Annotated in this window: 16 protein-coding genes and 1 riboswitch; of the genes, 11 read left to right on the forward strand and 5 right to left on the reverse strand. The window is 53.8% G+C overall.

Annotated features, from left to right (window positions below; translation table 11 throughout):
* Window positions 1–247 precede the first annotated feature (247 nt).
* From ACTIKR_RS03480 to ACTIKR_RS03490, 3 genes are all read left to right on the forward strand, one after another.
* The gene (locus tag ACTIKR_RS03480) at window positions 248–460 is read left to right on the forward strand and encodes a DUF2945 domain-containing protein (RefSeq protein ID WP_193090575.1); all 213 of its coding nucleotides are present in this window, start codon (window positions 248–250) and stop codon (window positions 458–460) included.
* Between the two features lie 244 nt (window positions 461–704).
* The gene (locus ACTIKR_RS03485; protein ID WP_226817320.1) at window positions 705–1,250 is read left to right on the forward strand and encodes a uracil-DNA glycosylase family protein; all 546 of its coding nucleotides are present in this window, start codon (window positions 705–707) and stop codon (window positions 1,248–1,250) included.
* 246 nt (window positions 1,251–1,496) lie between these two features.
* Entirely contained in the window at window positions 1,497–2,081 is a 585-nt protein-coding gene (locus tag ACTIKR_RS03490; protein ID WP_226817327.1) for a LysE family translocator, read from the forward strand.
* Window positions 2,082–2,212: 131 nt separating this feature from the next.
* Here ACTIKR_RS03490 and ACTIKR_RS03495 read toward each other — a convergent pair whose 3' ends face one another.
* Entirely contained in the window at window positions 2,213–3,274 is a 1,062-nt protein-coding gene (locus tag ACTIKR_RS03495; RefSeq protein ID WP_193090572.1) for a LacI family DNA-binding transcriptional regulator, read from the reverse strand.
* 134 nt (window positions 3,275–3,408) lie between these two features.
* Here ACTIKR_RS03495 and ACTIKR_RS03500 point away from each other — a divergent pair, with 134 nt between their 5' ends.
* The 6 genes from ACTIKR_RS03500 (at window position 3,409) to ACTIKR_RS03525 (ending at window position 10,127) form a co-directional block, all read left to right on the forward strand.
* On the forward strand, window positions 3,409–4,353 hold the full coding sequence (locus ACTIKR_RS03500) for a 2-hydroxyacid dehydrogenase (protein ID WP_193090571.1): 945 nt from the start codon (window positions 3,409–3,411) through the stop codon (window positions 4,351–4,353).
* A gap of 24 nt (window positions 4,354–4,377) precedes the next feature.
* Window positions 4,378–5,370 carry a Bug family tripartite tricarboxylate transporter substrate binding protein gene (locus tag ACTIKR_RS03505; RefSeq protein WP_226817319.1) on the forward strand — a complete coding sequence of 331 codons (993 nt, stop codon included), beginning with the start codon at window positions 4,378–4,380 and terminating at the stop codon, window positions 5,368–5,370.
* Between the two features lie 13 nt (window positions 5,371–5,383).
* Entirely contained in the window at window positions 5,384–7,129 is a 1,746-nt protein-coding gene (gene araD / locus ACTIKR_RS03510; protein ID WP_193090570.1) for an L-arabinonate dehydratase, read from the forward strand.
* Window positions 7,130–7,170: 41 nt separating this feature from the next.
* Window positions 7,171–7,980: an HpcH/HpaI aldolase family protein gene (locus ACTIKR_RS03515; RefSeq protein WP_442327169.1), complete on the forward strand. Its 810-nt coding sequence runs from the start codon at window positions 7,171–7,173 to the stop codon at window positions 7,978–7,980.
* A 60-nt stretch (window positions 7,981–8,040) separates the two neighbouring features.
* Window positions 8,041–9,024: a tripartite tricarboxylate transporter substrate binding protein gene (locus ACTIKR_RS03520; RefSeq protein WP_193090568.1), complete on the forward strand. Its 984-nt coding sequence runs from the start codon at window positions 8,041–8,043 to the stop codon at window positions 9,022–9,024.
* A gap of 392 nt (window positions 9,025–9,416) precedes the next feature.
* On the forward strand, window positions 9,417–10,127 hold the full coding sequence (locus tag ACTIKR_RS03525; protein ID WP_193090567.1) for a TerC family protein: 711 nt from the start codon (window positions 9,417–9,419) through the stop codon (window positions 10,125–10,127).
* Window positions 10,128–10,220: 93 nt separating this feature from the next.
* Here ACTIKR_RS03525 and ACTIKR_RS03530 read toward each other — a convergent pair whose 3' ends face one another.
* Entirely contained in the window at window positions 10,221–11,159 is a 939-nt protein-coding gene (locus ACTIKR_RS03530; protein WP_193090566.1) for an N-carbamoyl-D-amino-acid hydrolase, read from the reverse strand.
* A 223-nt stretch (window positions 11,160–11,382) separates the two neighbouring features.
* A complete protein-coding gene (locus ACTIKR_RS03535) occupies window positions 11,383–12,324 on the reverse strand; it encodes a LysR family transcriptional regulator (protein WP_193090565.1) in 942 nt (313 codons plus the stop codon).
* Between the two features lie 122 nt (window positions 12,325–12,446).
* Here ACTIKR_RS03535 and ACTIKR_RS03540 point away from each other — a divergent pair, with 122 nt between their 5' ends.
* Window positions 12,447–13,436 (forward strand): Bug family tripartite tricarboxylate transporter substrate binding protein, encoded by a 990-nt coding sequence (locus tag ACTIKR_RS03540; protein WP_193090564.1) that lies wholly within the window; start codon window positions 12,447–12,449, stop codon window positions 13,434–13,436.
* Between the two features lie 29 nt (window positions 13,437–13,465).
* The gene (locus ACTIKR_RS03545; protein ID WP_442327170.1) at window positions 13,466–14,914 is read left to right on the forward strand and encodes an N-acyl-D-amino-acid deacylase family protein; all 1,449 of its coding nucleotides are present in this window, start codon (window positions 13,466–13,468) and stop codon (window positions 14,912–14,914) included.
* A gap of 65 nt (window positions 14,915–14,979) precedes the next feature.
* Here the strand turns inward: ACTIKR_RS03545 and ACTIKR_RS03550 are convergent, their stop codons facing one another.
* Window positions 14,980–15,483 carry a DUF1801 domain-containing protein gene (locus ACTIKR_RS03550; protein WP_193090562.1) on the reverse strand — a complete coding sequence of 168 codons (504 nt, stop codon included), beginning with the start codon at window positions 15,481–15,483 and terminating at the stop codon, window positions 14,980–14,982.
* Between the two features lie 184 nt (window positions 15,484–15,667).
* A complete protein-coding gene (locus ACTIKR_RS03555; RefSeq protein WP_193090561.1) occupies window positions 15,668–16,246 on the reverse strand; it encodes a TMEM165/GDT1 family protein in 579 nt (192 codons plus the stop codon).
* Between the two features lies 1 nt (window position 16,247).
* A riboswitch (yybP-ykoY riboswitch) is annotated at window positions 16,248–16,422 on the reverse strand.
* Window positions 16,423–16,666 lie beyond the last annotated feature (244 nt).

The raw sequence follows: 16,666 nt of genomic DNA on the forward strand, positions 1-16,666 counted from the left end.
AACTCCTCTTCGTGCGACACCCATGCGCCATGGGCTCACTGCTCGTGAATCCGTCTGCCAAGGCATTCAGGCGGAGAAGGCTACACAGAGTGCTGTTTGCGGGCTTGACCTCTGACTGTGACTGCACTTCGGTGCTCAATACGTATTTCCGTTAGCGATCAATCCGCAACTCTGTCATGTGCTGCTTGCCACGATCTTGGCAGATCATTAATGACGGGTGTAATATGGAGAAAATGGAGCCGGCAACATGACAGCGAAGTTCAAAAAAGGTGACCATGTCAGCTGGAATAGCGAAGCGGGCAGCGTTTCAGGCAGGATCATCGCTATCCATACCAGCGACTTCGACTACAAGGGACACGTTCATCGTGCCTCTAAGGATGAACCCCAATACGAAATAAAAAGCGACAGGACCGACCACATTGCCGCACATAAGGGCAGTGCGTTGCGGCACATTAAGTGAAAAGCATTCTCTCGGAGCATCCGTGCAGTAGCGGCCTGCTTGACATGGCTCATGTCACTCGGCCACTGTTGCCATTTTTCTTAGACTTGCAGTCACAGACCCAGATACGACTGCATTGCAGATCCAGCGCATTTCAAGTATGAAACAGTCGATAAAAAATAGCGATGATCCTTCGTTCGCAGAGTATATAAATACGATTCGCAGTTGTCGGGTTTGTCACGACCAGCCTCGATTTGGACAGGCCATGGGTCCAGAGCCGCGTCCCATTATCCAGGTGTCTCAGACAGCATCCATCTGTATCGCCAGTCAGGCGCCCGGCACGCGGGTGTATGAAACCGGACGTCCTTTCAATGATGCATCCGGTGTTCGACTCAGGCAATGGATGAGTATATCTGACGAGGAGTTCTATGACGATTCCCGGGTCGCGATTATTCCTATGGGATTCTGTTTTCCAGGACTCAGAGCCGATGGCAGCGATTTGCCGCCACGGCGCGAGTGCAAGGAAATATGGCGCACGCAATTATTTGCCCGCTTGCCTAATCTGAAATTGCTATTAACAATAGGCGGCTATGCACAGCGCTGGCATCTGGGCCCGCAGGTGGCACGCCAGGGAGTCACGGAAACGGTGCGGTCCTGGCGTCAGTACTATCTGGCCGACCCTTCTTTGCGCATTTATCCGCTACCGCATCCGTCCTGGCACAACAATCGATGGCTTAAGCAGAACATATGGTTCGAAGACGAAGTGCTGCCGCAATTGCAACAGGATGTACGCGACTTGATTGCGCAATAGCTGCGCTTTCAGGCAGTTGCCGCAGCAACGAAGATTGTTGCAAAAACTTCGACAGTACACGAGTGTAATCTTGCACAGTCATGCGCAGCCGGCGCCGGTATTGCATGTTTTATAGATTTCGGCTGTCATATTAAATCAGGGACAGCTTGTTTTGCAGTACGATTATTTTCATACGCGCTCACCTCAAAAGGAACCATCGTGCCGGAAACAACCACTATCATTGCTTTTGCTGCGGTCTCCCTTGGAATGGTGCTCACCCCCGGGCCCAATATGATTTACCTGGTGTCGCGCTCGATCTGCCAGGGGCGGCGCGCTGGCATGATGTCCCTTCTGGGCGTGCTGCTTGGTTTCATTTTCTATATGGTTAGTGCTGCGCTGGGTATTACCGCCTTGCTTTTTGCCGTCCCTTACGCCTACGAAGCGCTCTGTTATGGTGGCGCCCTGTACTTGCTCTATATGGCCTGGCAGGCTGTACGCCCTGGTGGCCAATCTCCATTTCAAGTGAAAACATTGGCGCCCGATAGCCCCAGAAAACTGTTTTTGATGGGGTTTCTGACGAACCTGCTGAACCCCAAAATAGCAGTCATGTATCTTTCCCTGCTCCCGCAGTTTGTTGATCCGGAAAAAGGCAGCATTCTGGCCCAGTCGCTGGCTCTGGGATCCGTACAGATTGCTGTCAGCATCAGTGTAAATATGCTGATTGTCATTCTGGCCGGAAGCATTGCCTCTTTCCTGGCGGCCCGCCCGACCTGGGTGGTGGTCCAGCGCTGGCTGATGGGTACCGTGCTGGCCGGGCTGGCCATCAGAATGGCCATGTCTGCCAGACGTTGATCATATTTATCGGTTCGAGCAAGGCGAAAATGCCTCGCTGGCGGGACAGGTCGGGGCTTTGCTTACTGGCGTTAGGTTGCGTTGCCTGCGAAACGGCATCGCAACCTAACGCACGTTGAATCATTGCACCATTACAAATGCAATTGGCTGCTTTCCCTGATGATCAGATCACATGGCAACATGTCTTCAACGATATTATTGTCGCCGCCTGGTCCGGCCGCCAACTGCTTCAGCACGGTTCGCGCTGCGTGCTGGCCAATCTGATAGCGTGCCGGGCGCAGGGTCGTCAGGGCCGGGCGCAGTCTTGCGGAAATGGAGGCATCGCCAAACCCTGCAATGGCGCAATCGCGGGGCAGGACAAGATCGCATGAAGGGGCGTGCAATATGGCGCCCGCCGCCATATTGTCATTGGCAAAAATCAACGCCTGGGGCCGGGAATCTGCAGGTAAACGGGACAACGCTTCAATGCCAATGGCTCCGGCCTCGAACTCGTCATTTTCCGGAATAATTTGCACGTCCGCGTTCAGGCCGGCATTCGTCATGGCTTGGGCATACCCTTGCGCGCGTTGTTTGGCGCGGAAATCTTCGGTGGTGTGCGACATGACAAACTGGAGCCGGGTGGCGCCTTGTTCCAGAAAGTGCCTGGCCAGTATGGCTCCTGTCTCGATATGCGGGAACCCCACTTGATGAAACGGCCGCCCCGATACCAGTCCCCAGGCTTCGATCACGGGAATGTTGAGTGCGCGCAGCATGGCCTCGGCTGCGGGCGTGTGGTCGTGGCGTGTCAGGATCAGGGCGGTGGGATGCCAGCCAACAAAAGTGCGGATGGCCTGTTCTTCCAGTTCCTGAGAATACTGGGCGTTGGCCAGCAGCAGTTGCAGTCCCGATGCCTGCAGTTCGTCTGTCATACCCTTGACCAGATCGGCAAAGGTGGCGCTGGCGATGTTCTGCATGACCGCGCAAACCACCCGCCCATGTCCTGAAGCCAGCCCGCCTGCTACCTGACTGGGGACATAGCCGATCCGGTCAATAATTTCACGCAAGCGTTCTCGCAACGCTACGGAGACCTTTTCCGGCGAATTGAAGTAACGCGAAACGGTAATTGAGGAAACGCCGGCCAGAGCGGCCACGTCATGGATGGTGTATGAGCCTGCTTTGCGACGCGTGGTACGTGATGTTTGTTTTTGAGTCATGGTTTATCCCAATGGCGTGTTGTTTGACCAACGCCCTACAATTATATCAATGTTACCGGTAACAGTTACCGGTAACATACCGAACCGGCTAAATGTATTCTTACGATTGTGTGTTCCGACGATTGCCTGCACCTATGACCCGACCCATCCTCCTTGTTGTCACACCATTTTCGCAGGAAGCGCTTGTGCCCTTGCAGGAGCACTTTGATATTGTGCAATGGCAATCCTTGCCATCGCCCGAGGCATTTTGCGCCCAGCACGGGTCAGAGGTGCTGGTCTTGATTACCAATGGCATGGCTGGTGTGCCTGCACTGTGCCGCGACGCCTTGGCGAATTTGGCGCTCATTGCGTGCAACGGGGTAGGGCACGACGCCATTGACCTGGACTGGGCCGATGCCCGGGGGATTCGTGTTACCAACACACCAGACGTTCTCTCGGCGGATGTGGCGGATTTTGCAATGGCATTGGCATTGGCGGCATTCAGGCGAGTGCCGGCGGCAGACCGGTATGTGCGCGAGAACAAGTGGAGTCGCCTGGGCGCATTTGCGCTGACCAGGCGGTTCTGGGGTTCAAAAGTCGGCATTGTGGGTCTGGGTCGTATCGGCCATCTGATTGCCAGACGTGCTGGCGCATTTGAGACCCAAATCGGATACACGGGCCGACGACAACAGGACGGGGTTGCCTACGCATATTTCCCGACGGTGCTGGCACTGGCCCGGTGGGCAGACTTGCTTATTGTGGCCACACCTGGTGGCGCCGATACCCATCATCTGGTGTCTCGGGCCGAGCTGGAGGCGCTCGGCCCGGAGGGCGTACTGGTTAATGTCGCGCGTGGATCTGTTGTAAATCAGTCGGCGCTGATTGATTGCCTGGAAAGCGGCCGGCTGGGCGCAGCGGCGCTGGATGTCTTTGAGGAGGAGCCGCAAGTGCCCGAAGCAATTGCCCATTGCGCGTCCACGGTCCTTAGCCCTCACATTGCCAGTGCCACCGTGCAAACCCGCCAGGCCATGGCTGCACTCGTGGTGGACAATATTTTGCAGCATATCAATGTCAAAAGTCTTATTTCACCTGTGAACTGACCCTATAACAAGCAAGGAGATAACATGAACCCATCCAATCTAATACGTCGAACCTATACCATGGCCGTGCTGCTGGCAGGCATGATGTTTTTTTCACCTGTTTACGCCCAGACAGATCAATATCCCGAAAAGCCAATCACATTTGTCGTGCCGTACCCAGCGGGCGGGGTGGCTGATCAGTTTGCCCGAAGCATGGCTACCGAGTTGGGAAAGCGTCTGGGGCAGTCTGTAGTAGTCAGCAACCGTGCCGGCGCCAACGGTAATATTGGGTCTGCCTATGCAGCCAAGCAGTCTGCCGATGGTTATACCCTGTTGTTGGGCTCGACCAGCACCCTGGCCGTGAATCCGCATTTGTACAAAGATATGGGTTACGACCCGATCAAGGATTTGCAACCGGTGACATTGACGCACCAAATGCCAAATGTGTTGATTGTCGGCGCTGGTACCCCTTATAAGAGTGTTGCAGATTTAGTCAAGGCCGCCAGGGGCGAACCGGGTCGTATCGCCTTCGGATCTGCTGGCAATGGCAATTCCATGCATCTGGCGGGAGAGTTGTTCCAAAAACAGAGTGGCACAAAATTGATGCATGTCCCGTATAAAGGTGCACCTCCGGCCCTAACCGATGTCATGGGAGGGTCGCTGCCCACGATGTTTATCAATCTGCCTTCGGTGGTCGGCTATGCCGATTCGGACAAGATCCGGATACTCGCGGTTGCAGCACCCACGCGAGCCAAAGTATTACCGAATGTGCCTACGTTCGAGCAGGCCGGTGTTCCTGGTGTGATCTCCAGCGTCTGGAATGGCATTCTCGTTCGCAGCGGGACGCCCGACGCCATCGTCAGCAAACTGAATCAGAACATTGTGGCAATCCTGCAATCACAAGCGTTTCGCCAGCCACTGGAAAATCAGGGGTATGAAGTGCTGTCTTCCACACCGCAGGAGTTTGCAGATTTATTGCAAAAAGACACCAAGGTTATGGGCGAGCAAGTTCGCGGTGCTGGTATTCAAATAGATTGATCGAGGTATTGTTGTGCAGAAAAAACTACATCAATTGCGCAGCCAGCGCTGGTTTGCGAGCGATGATATTCGAGGATTTGCGCATCGTCAGCGTATGCAGCAGCAAGGGCTCTCGCGTGAGGAATTCATGGGCCGCCCTATTGTCGGTATTCTGAATACCTGGAGCGACCTGTCGCCCTGCCACGCGCATCTTCGGGATCGTGCCCAGGCGATCAAGCGCGGCGTATTGCAGGCCGGCGGATATCCGCTGGAGCTACCGGCCATGAGTCTGGGCGAGGTCATGGTCAAGCCCACGACCATGCTGTATCGAAATTTTCTTGCCATGGAGGCTGAAGAGTTGATCCGCAGTCTCCCACTGGACGGCGTAGTGTTGCTGGGCGGCTGTGATAAAACCACGCCGGGCCTGGTGATGGGAGCCATTTCCATGGATGTGCCGGCACTGTTCTGCCCGGCAGGCTCCATGCTGAATGATCGCTATCAGGGACAGGCAGTCGGGGCGGGAACACACACCAAGAAATACTGGGAGCAATACACCATTGGCGACATCGGTCAGTCTGAATGGATCAGTCTGGAAGCCCGGATGACCCGCGCGCCTGGCACATGCAACACAATGGGCACCGCCAGCACCATGACGTCCATCGTCGAGGCTATGGGGCTTGCCCTGCCCGGTTCAACCAGCCTGCCAGCCATGGATGCAGCACATACCCGCATGGCCTGGGCCTGCGGCCAGCGCATTGTCTCCATGATTTGGGAAGATTTGCGCCCCTCTCGCATTCTGACCCGCGATGCATTCCTGAACGGGGTTGCAACCTGGATGGCGCTGGGCGGCTCCACCAATGCGGCTGTCCACTTGCCAGCGATGGCCGGGCGAGCAGGGGTTGCACTGGACCTTGATGATTTTGATGCATTGGCACGCCAGGTGCCGGTACTGGCCAATCTGTTTCCTTCGGGCAACCGGCTGATGGAAGATTTTTACTACGCGGGTGGTCTGCCCGCATTATTGCAACGTATTCGGGCGTATTTGCAACTGGATGCCCTCACTTGCACCGGAACAACATTGGGCGCCAATATCGAGGGACAAGCCTGTTCCGATGACGATGTGATCCGCCCGCTGGACAACCCGGTCATTCCCGCAACACAACAGTGTCCAGAGGCAGGGATGGCATTGGCCGTATTGCGGGGCAATCTATGTCCGGATGGCGCGGTGATCAAGCCCTCTGCAGCGACCCCGGCCCTGTTACGACATACCGGGCCTGCTCTGGTTTTTGATTCCAATGCCGATATGCTGGCGGCCATCAACGATCCGGACCTGAACGTAAACGAGAATACCGTCCTGGTGCTGCGCAATGGCGGTCCGGTTGGCGGGCCAGGGATGCCGGAATGGGGCAATCTGCCTATTCCGAAGAAATTGTTGAAGCAGGGGATTCGCGATATCGTCCGTCTGTCTGACTCACGCATGAGCGGTACTCATTATGGCACTTGTGTATTGCACATAGCGCCGGAGTCGGCCGTGGGCGGTCCCTTGGCACTGGTGCGTACGGGCGATCTGATCCGGCTGGATATCAATGCGAGAACACTTGATGTTCTGGTTTCCGACAGCGAACTGGCGCTGCGCCGCAGTCAATGGCGTGCCCCCGAACCGCCCTATAAACGCGGCTTCACGCGCATCTACCAGCACGAGGTGACACAAGCCAATCTTGGTTGTGATTTCACTTCCCTGGCCGGAAACGAGAAGACTCCGGAACCACCCATCTACTGATTCAAACCCTTGCATTTGCATTAACGACAACAGGAGTATGTATGCCCGCAGCAACTGATCTGCTAGAAAACCCTTTTCGCGCCCGCCTTGCTCAGCCCGGGGCGCCGCTAGGCACCTGGCTCATGTCCGGTACGTCGAGTACCGCTGAGGCGATGGGGCGCGCCGGCTTTGATTGGTTGCTGGTAGATCTGGAACATGTACCGCTTGATAATCAGGATGCCCTGCATGTATTGCAGGCTATCGCGGGAACCAATGCCTGCGCGGTAGCACGCCTAGCGGCAAATGATCCTGTTCTGTTCAAGCGAGCCCTGGATCTTGGCGCCCAGACCGTGATGGTGCCTTTTGTTGACAGCGCGCAAGCCGCGCGGCAGGCGGTCAGCAACGCCAAATATCCCCCGCTTGGGACGCGTGGCTTTGCTGCAGTACATCGGGCCAGTGGCTATGGCACCGCAGCCGATTATGCAAAGCGCGCAAATGACTCGGTCTTCACCATTATTCAGTTGGAAACGCCACAGGCCGTGGCTGCGCTTGAGGACATTGCTGCCGTGCCCGGGGTGGATGCGCTGTTTCTTGGTCCTGGTGATCTGTCGGCGAACATGGGGCATATCGGCAATCTGGCCCATCCGGAGGTGCAGCACGTGATCGCCGACGTGGCGCGGCGTTGCCAGGCCATTGGCGTGCCTTGCGGCATTGTGGGGCCCACCCCGGAAATGGTCTCGACCTTTATCAGTTCCGGCTATGCGTTTGTGGCAGTGGCCTCTGACATGGGCATGATGATGCGTCAGGCCAGCGCGTTTATTCAGGCTATCCGCCCGGCACAGGCAAAGGGCTATGACGGTGGCGCTTATTGATCTGTCATCGTTGACGGCAAAGTAGTGTGCCGTTGCACTTGAACAATGAAGGAGACAAATATGATATTTGGCATCACGACATCGAATCGGAAAAAGCGTATCAAATATGCAATGCTCTTGGTCGCTACATCGGTCCTGAGTACGAGCGCCACAGCCCAGAACGCCTATCCGGAAAACCCGGTGACCATTCTGGTGCCGTTCGGCCCGGGCGGCACGTCGGATATCATGGCCAGGATTCTTGCAAAACACCTGCGCGAGGCGATGGGTGGCAATCTCATTATAGATAACAAGGGCGGCGCGGGTGGCGCAATCGGCATGATGCAGCTTAAGCGGGCCAAGCCGGATGGCTATACTCTTGGTTTATCCGTCATCGGCCCGGAAGTGTTGCAACCTGGCATGCGTAAGACCGGTTACACATATCAGGATTTTGATCATATCTGCGGGACCTATTCAGTGCCGCTTGTGATGATGGTGCCCCAGGACTCAGTATTCAAAAACATGCAGGATGTTGTCGCATTCGCCAGGAAAAATCCCAAGCAACTGACTTACGGCACGTCCGGTACAGGCACGTTGCTGCATATTGCCATGGAAATGCTCATGAAACAGGCAAATTCAACGGCGCTGCATGTGCCCTATAAAAGCTCTGCAGAAATGGTGACTGGGCTATTGGGAAAACAGGTAATGGTGATCAGCGATACCACAACAGTGGCCAAGCAATACAAGCTGCGTCCCCTGGGCATTTTTTCCGACCAAAGGCTCAAATCCAGTCCACAGGTGGCCACAACTCAGGAAGGTGGATGGCCGATCCAGGCAACCATCTGGGGAGGGCTGATTGCACCCAAGGGACTGCCGCAGGACATCGTCGCGAAACTGGAAACAGCATGCGAAAAGGCGGTGAACAGCGAAGGTTACAAAGCTGATGTGGAGCCCCTGGATACGCCACCTCATTTTATGGGAGCCAAAGCGTTCGCTGACTTTGCCAAAGCTGAATCGGAAAAATACACCAAACTGATTCAGCAGATGGGTATCAGTCTTGAAAAATAGGAATGATTCGATTTTTCACAACAGCAGGGAGGGTGTTTTCTGGGGCAATACGTAACGACCCTACTTGACATAATTTTCTCAAAAGATATACTTATTCGATCAAGGGGAGTAGCTTTCCGCCGCCGCATCGTCATTACGGCTGTCATGCCTTGGCATGACGCCCGGTGCCCGGGCAACACACCTGGTGTTGTAAGCAAGACCTTGCCATTAAAGGGCAAGGTCCATAAATCCTGATTAAGAATAAATGGCCTGTGTCCTTAACGGATCAGGCCATTTTCGTTTCTGTCGATACTTTCTGTATTGGCTGGCAGCACGTCACCCTGTCGTGCTGCCAGAACGGGCCGATCCATATTCAATTCGAATTTTTATATTATTGGATTCCGGGTGAACTTATGCTTGAATTTTTTCAGACTCTGAGCTGGACAGCGGTCTTTCAAATTATCATGATTGATATCCTGCTGGGTGGTGATAATGCGGTTGTGATTGCGCTGGCCTGCCGTAACCTGCCGAAAAAGCAGCGCATGCAGGGAATTTTGTGGGGCACTGCCGGTGCGATCATTCTTCGGGTCGTGCTCATTACATTTGCATTGACACTATTGACGATTCCCTATCTCAAGATTGTGGGCGGCTTGCTGCTCATCTGGATCGGGATCAAGCTGCTCATCCCGGACGATGATGGGCATGACAAGATCGATGGCGGCGCGTCGGTCTTGTCTGCGGTAAAGACGATTATCATCGCGGACTTTGTCATGAGCCTGGATAACGTCATTGCGATTGCCGGCGCGGCGCAGAGTGCGCACGCAGATCATCAGACGGGGCTGGTTATTGCGGGTCTGATTATCAGCGTGCCTATCATCATCTGGGGCAGCACACTGGTGTTGAAACTTATTGATCATTATCCCGGCGTGGTGCTTTTCGGTGCAGCATTGCTGGGCTGGATCGCAGGTGGCATGTTGGTCAGTGACCAGGTTGTGATAGAGCGTTTCGGCGAAGTCACCGGTACGGTCAAGATCGCCGTTGAAGTCGGTGGCGCCTTGCTGGTCGCGTTGGTCGGAAGCTGGCTGGCGCGACGCAAGAAAGTGGTATCTGCAAAGCAGGCATAACGCAGCAGCTGTACTGGCAACGACACAGGCGGTCTTGGTGGTCGCCTGTGCCGGTATCCTGGCGGGGTCGTCGCCCAGTTTGTTTCGGATCGCTTAAAGCGGCCTGCCGCGGCCAGTTCTTCGCGTAATCAGTCCGTAAAATTCGGGCCGTCGGTGGTTTTCAAAATTGAACACATTCTTGCGGAATACGTCTGCCAGCGCCAGATCCGCTTTAACGGTGATTACCTCGTCTTCTTCTGTGCTCGCTTGTGCAACGATCTCACCTGTGGGCGCAACGATCACGGATCCCCCTATCATGTGATGGCCGTCCTCCGACCCGCATTTGGCCGCCGCCGCAGCCCACACGCTATTCTGGTATGCGCTGGCCTGCAGTGTAATCAAATGATGATGCATTCGCAGATGAACCGGTTCCGGCCAATGGATATTCTGCGAGGGCGTGTTATACCCTAGCACGATGACCTCGGCGTTTTGCAAAGCCATGACGCGCCAGGTTTCGGACCAGCGGCGGTCATTGCACAAACACATGCCAATATTGGCGCCCATGGCCTCCCATACGCCAAATGTCTTGTCTCCAACCTGGAAGAATTTCTTTTCCAGATGTTGAAACGGAGCATCCATTTTGTGATCATCGTGCCCTGGCAAATGAATTTTTCTATATTTGCCAACTATTTCCCCTTTTTCATTGACCAGTATCGCGCTATTGTAGGGAGTACCTTCCGGTGTGAGCTCTGCATAACCTAGATAAAATGCGATCTTGCGTTTTCTGGCTTCATCAAACAGAGGTTGTACGGACGGATTAGGCATGCTCTGTTCAAAAAAACGCGCTTGCGCTTCATTTTCGTCCATCCAGTATCGAGGGAAAAAAGTGGTTAATGCTAACTCCGGGAAAACAATCAGGTTTGCACCACGCCCGTGTGCTTCTTTGAGCATTTCAATCAAGCGGTTGACGACCGATTGACGAGTATCGTCAAGGTTTATGCCACCAAGCTGGGCAACGGCGATTCCAAGAGTGCGAGTAGGATGATCTTTCAAGATATATGCGTCCACTATAGATGATGAAGTGAATCATGCCATCGTATTGCGGTTGTCGTAAATAGGGCGTGTGTCGGCAGTCCGTATCGTTTAAATGCAATCACCGGTTGGGTGAGAGTCTTTCCCCTATTGGCGTTGGTGCAAGGTGGTGTAGAAGGGCAGGCGACAACGTCGATAGTCAAAGGTTATGGGCTGCAGACAAAATTTGATATCGGAATCGGCATTATTGCTGCGACAAGGTCTTTTTTAGAGCGGCAACGAAGCGGCGAGCCAGTAAGGGCAATGGACTCAGATTGGACCGGGTCACCCAAATTTCTATCGTGGCTGCGGGCGATATCGGTTTGATAATAATGGATTCGTTCTCGCCGGGCAGGCAACTGCGGTCTACGAGAGCAGGCCCCAGTCCCTGGAGGACGAAGGCGTAGGCGCTGACAGGGGAACGTACCTCTATTGCTGCAGGACAATTGGCGCCGTGTTCTCCAAAGAAGTTCAATAGTGCATTGGCCAGTGGGGTGTTTTGCGGATAGCCTATCCAGGCAGCGTTTGTAAAATCATGTGGCGCAATCACCTCATGATTGGCAAGCGGATGGTCTTTTGGAACGATACAGACAATTGGTTGCTCTCCAATTTTCACTGAGCTCAAATGCGGATGATCCGATGCGTTCATCGAAATGCCGATATCTGCCTGTCCGCTCAGAAAATAGGCAACCTGCTCATCGAACGTGACATTTCGATGGTCGACGTTGGCGCTTTGGTTGCTGGCTCTGAAATATGCGAGCGCCTGCGGAATCAGTTTCTGACCAAAAGTGGCGCTTGAGATAATTTTCAGTTGCCCTGACCCATCGTTGCCCAGGGATGCAGCAAGACTATTTACTCGCTGCACAGTGTTATAGACCTCTTCTACTTGCGTGTATAAACGTCTTGCCTCAGGGGTCGGATGCAGTCCATTGCGAGACCGCTCAAAAAGCAGGTAGCCAAGTCTGCTTTCCGTCAGAGCAAGGACTCTGCTGATGGCAGGCTGGGACACGTGCAGTGCCCGGCCGGCATTACTGATCGAGCCGGCGACCATAATGGTGCGAAAAACCTCGATTTGCCGAAGACTCAGCGGTGGTCGGGCATGACCGGCATCTGCACCCATATAGTCAGAAAAATCGTCATTTTCCATAAGGCTTCCAGTCTTTATCGATAACGTCGGATTATAGCTTGGCAATATTTTTCGATAAGGGGGTTGTTATGTGTCGGTGCTAATCTAGGCGACACTGCATAAAATGAAAACAGGAGACCGTTATGTTTCGAATTATCCCGCAGGTGCTGGCCTTACTCATGCTGTCCGCATCCTCTTGCCTGATGGCGTTTGCTCATGCCGAAACGGGACAGTGGCCTCAAAAACCCGTTTCATTCGTCTTGCCTTCTGCCGCGGGAGGATCGCCAGACGTACTGTCCCGGCTGGTAATGAACCAGGTTTCGCAGCAGATGAATGCGACGTTTGTCGTTGAAAACCGCCCTGGCGCTGCAGGCAGCATTGGCATGGTTCAGTTAAAGCGTGCAGCAGCGGATGGCTATACCATTGGTTATGGCAATATCAATACGCTGGCAGTTAACCGCTCTCTGTTCAATACGCTGAACTACGATGTGCAAGCCGATTTTGCGCCCGTTATACATCTGTTTAACTTATACAACGTATTGATTGTACCTGCGGATTCCTCGGTAAAAAGCGTTACCGATTTAATAGAAAAAGCCCGTAAGGCGCCAAACAAGTTATCTTATGGCGCCTCGGGTGTGGGTACAACCGGGCATATGGGGGGCGAGTTGTTCAAAAGCCTGGCAAAGATTGAAGTGCAGTTTATTCCTTATACGGGAGGGCCGGCAGCATTACAGGATCTTGTCGGCGGACGACTGGATTTTATGTTCACCAACTCGTCTGAGGCGATGCCGATGATCAAGAGCGGTAAGGTTCGGGCGTTGGGGGTCAGTAGTCTGAAGCGGTTGGAACTATTACCAGAGGTACCTACTTTGGATGAAGCAGGTGTCAAAGGCTATGAAACAGTTGCCTGGGGCGGAGTAGTTGCGCCAAAAGGCACGCCAGGCGAAATTATTCAGACATTGAATAAGGCACTGGGCAATGCACTTCGTGCGCCCGAGGTGCTAAAGGGGCTCGCCTTATTGGGCGCGGAGCCGGTGGGAGGCTCTCCAGAGCAATTTACCCGCCTTATTGATTTGGAAACCAGAAAGTGGCGCCAGATTATCGAGACGGCTGGCATTGAGAAGCTCAATTGAGCCGGGAACACCAGAGGCAGGAAAACCAAATGCAAATGGACACCGTAATCGCGGGAGCAATACTGATCGATGGAAGCGGAAACGAGCCGTTTGAAGCTGACATTGGCCTCTATGGTGAACGTATTGTTTGCTTGGGGCAGTTTCAGCATCCTTCGGATGTGTCGGTAGTTGATGCTACCGGGTACATGATTGCACCAGGTTTTATCGATTCCCACACTCATGATGATGGGTATTTATTGGCGCATCCCGACATGTTGCCAAAGGTATCGCAAGGCATTACTACAGTGGTAACGGGAAATTGTGGCATCAGTCTGGCGCCATTGGCCAGAAAGGCGGTGCCACAACCGCTAGACTTGCTGGGACCGATGGATCTTTTTCGCTTTTCCTCGTTCAAATCCTGGATTGAAGCGCTGCGTGCTACGCCAGCAGCCGTTAACGTTATACCGTTGGTAGGTCATACAACGCTACGGGTTGGGGTGATGAACGACACATCGTGTGCTGCATCACCTGCCGAGCGGCAGGCCATGCGTCAATTGCTTAAAGAGGCCCTGCAAGCGGGTGCATTCGGCGTGTCTACCGGTACTTTTTATCCTCCAGCAGCGGCGGCAACCACAGACGAAATTATCGATGTGTGTTTGCCCATGAAAGAGCACGGCGGCATATATGCAACTCATTTGCGAGACGAGGCGGATCAAATCGTTATGGCGATGCAAGAGGCGCTGGAAATTGGACGAGCGATTGACTGTCGAGTCGTTTTTTCGCATCACAAACTGGCAGGTGAGAAAAATCACGGACGGTCACGCGAAACCCTGAAAATGATCGCTGAGGCTGCGCAGCTGCAGCCCGTTTGCCTTGATTGTCACCCTTACCCTGCTACCTCGACAATGCTGCGTCTGGATCGGGTCCGTATCTCGCGTCGCACCATGATTACATGGTGTCAGAATCATCCGGAAGTGGCCGGCATGGACTTCAGTCAAATCATGAACGAGTGGCAATTGGATGAGCAGGAGACGTTCGAGCGACTGAGTCCGGCAGGCGCTATCTACTTTCTCATGGATGAAGAAGATGTATGTCGGATTTTCAAATTCCCGATGACAATGGTTGGATCCGATGGGCTTCCTTTTGACTCACATCCTCACCCCAGGCAGTGGGGAACGTTTACCAACGTGTTGCGCACGATGGTACGGGAGCGCAAATTGCTGACACTTCAGGAGGCAATCCACCGAATGACAGGTCTTGCCGCTGAAAATTACGGATTGCATGAGCGAGGCCTGATACGCGAAGGTTACTTTGCAGACCTCATTATGTTTGATCCGGATAGTGTCGCCGATATGGCGACGTTTGAAAACCCGATCAGAGCCAGCAAAGGCATCGAGGCGGTCTGGGTAAATGGTGTCAGGGTCTGGGATGGGAAACAGACAGGCGCTTTGCGTCCGGGAAAGGTGCTCACGCCACGCCGCTTGAGTTCTTCAAATTAATGTCCGGGCGACGTCCGATTCCAGTAGATGGAGAGGGATTTGAACGCGCGCTTTGACCCTTGCGGCTACAGCTTTTCTCCCGGCAGTTGGCTGGCCTGCCGGATCCAGTCGCTGATTTGCTGCTCATCAAATTCGCCTTCCCGAATATCCAGATAGCGCACTTCCTTATGCTTGGACTCTCCTGGCGGGATCGGCCGCAACGAGGTGCCGCGGAAAAAAGTGATCTTGATATATTTCGTAAAGCAATGCAGGCTCAGAAACCACCCATCGTCGTTGACACCATAAAAGGGCGAGTTCCATTTCACGGCTTTGTTTACGCTCGGTACGATGTGTTCGATAAGGGCATCAAGTCGGCGTCCGGTCTCGTTTTTCCAGCCGGGCATGGCCTTTATATATGCCTGCACGGGTGCATCGCCATATCCTTTGGGAATCTGGGGGTTGCCGCCGGAAAGCAAAACAACGTGTTCTGGTGCCGACTTTGCCGCGGTACTGTTGTCGGGCTCTTCTTTGCGTGCCGCCCGAGCTTTGGGTTTGGGGGCAGCCGTTGTGGATTTTCTCGAACTGGCCATGACTGCACTCCTGTCTTTTCATGTTTGGTTAGATACGTCGCCTGACGAGACGCTATTGCAAATAAAATTCAGGCAAGCACGAGTCCGGTTAATCTGATTCGTGCTTGCGCCTTGTCACGACAGGTGCGACACAATCTTATCATCCACTGCATATAGCGTAAAACATGGCGCTTGAGCAACAGAGTCAGAACCCCCAGCCAGACCCGGCGCCAAGCAGGGTAGCAATGCCCAGCACCAGGAAAATACAGGCCGCGATTGTGTGTACCAGCTTCATGGATACGCGCTGGCCCAGCTGTTTGCCCAGGATTACCGCGGGTACGTCTGCAATCATCATGCCCAGGGTTGTGCCGATGACCACTTCAATCGGAAATGCGCTTTTGGCCGCCAGGGCGACTGTGGCCAATTGTGTTTTATCGCCCATTTCTGCCAGGAAAAAGGTTATCAGGGTCGCACCAAATACGCCGAATTTTCTGCCCAGCGGCGCTTCTTCCTCGTCTATTTTATCGGGAATCATGGTCCATGCAGCCATGGCAATAAAAGAAATGCCCAGAATCCAGCGCAGTGCTTGCGGGCTGATGGCAGTGGTAATCCAGGCGCCCACTGCACCGGCCAGTGCGTGATTGACGATGGTGGCACACAGAATGCCAAGAATAATAGGGATGGGTTTTTTGAACCGGGTTGCCAGAATGAAGGCAAGTAGTTGCGTTTTATCGCCGATTTCGGCCAGCGTAACCACGCCGGTGGAAAGCAGAAGGGTTTGCATGAATCAATACCGCGACCGGACAATAGACGAATGATCACCTTTTTTCTCCGGCCATAACGAAAAAAAGTGATCAAAGGTCTTGCCAAGCGATATCGCTGTCTACGCCATGATGCACGCATCAAGTATGTTGACGTAAACCTCAGGAAAATGAGCGGCTACTCCCCAATGATGGCTAAATTATATCGGACCTTTTACCGTAACGGGATAAACCGTAGAAAGTATATGGAAATATAAAATGCGAATAATTATCATTAGCAAACAGGCGAGTGCTGGCAGTGAGGAACGGCGCTGATCAACAGCCACGGGAGTACGTCAAATGTGTCATATGATCGCAATCCTTTTGCATTTGGCATAGACGATGTACACCAGTTAGCCGCAGCGGCAGGCCTTGTCGCAGAGGAGCGAACCAGATAAAAAGGA

Source organism: Advenella sp. (genome assembly GCF_052108595.1).
In the GTDB taxonomy this organism is placed as follows: domain Bacteria; phylum Pseudomonadota; class Gammaproteobacteria; order Burkholderiales; family Burkholderiaceae_B; genus Advenella.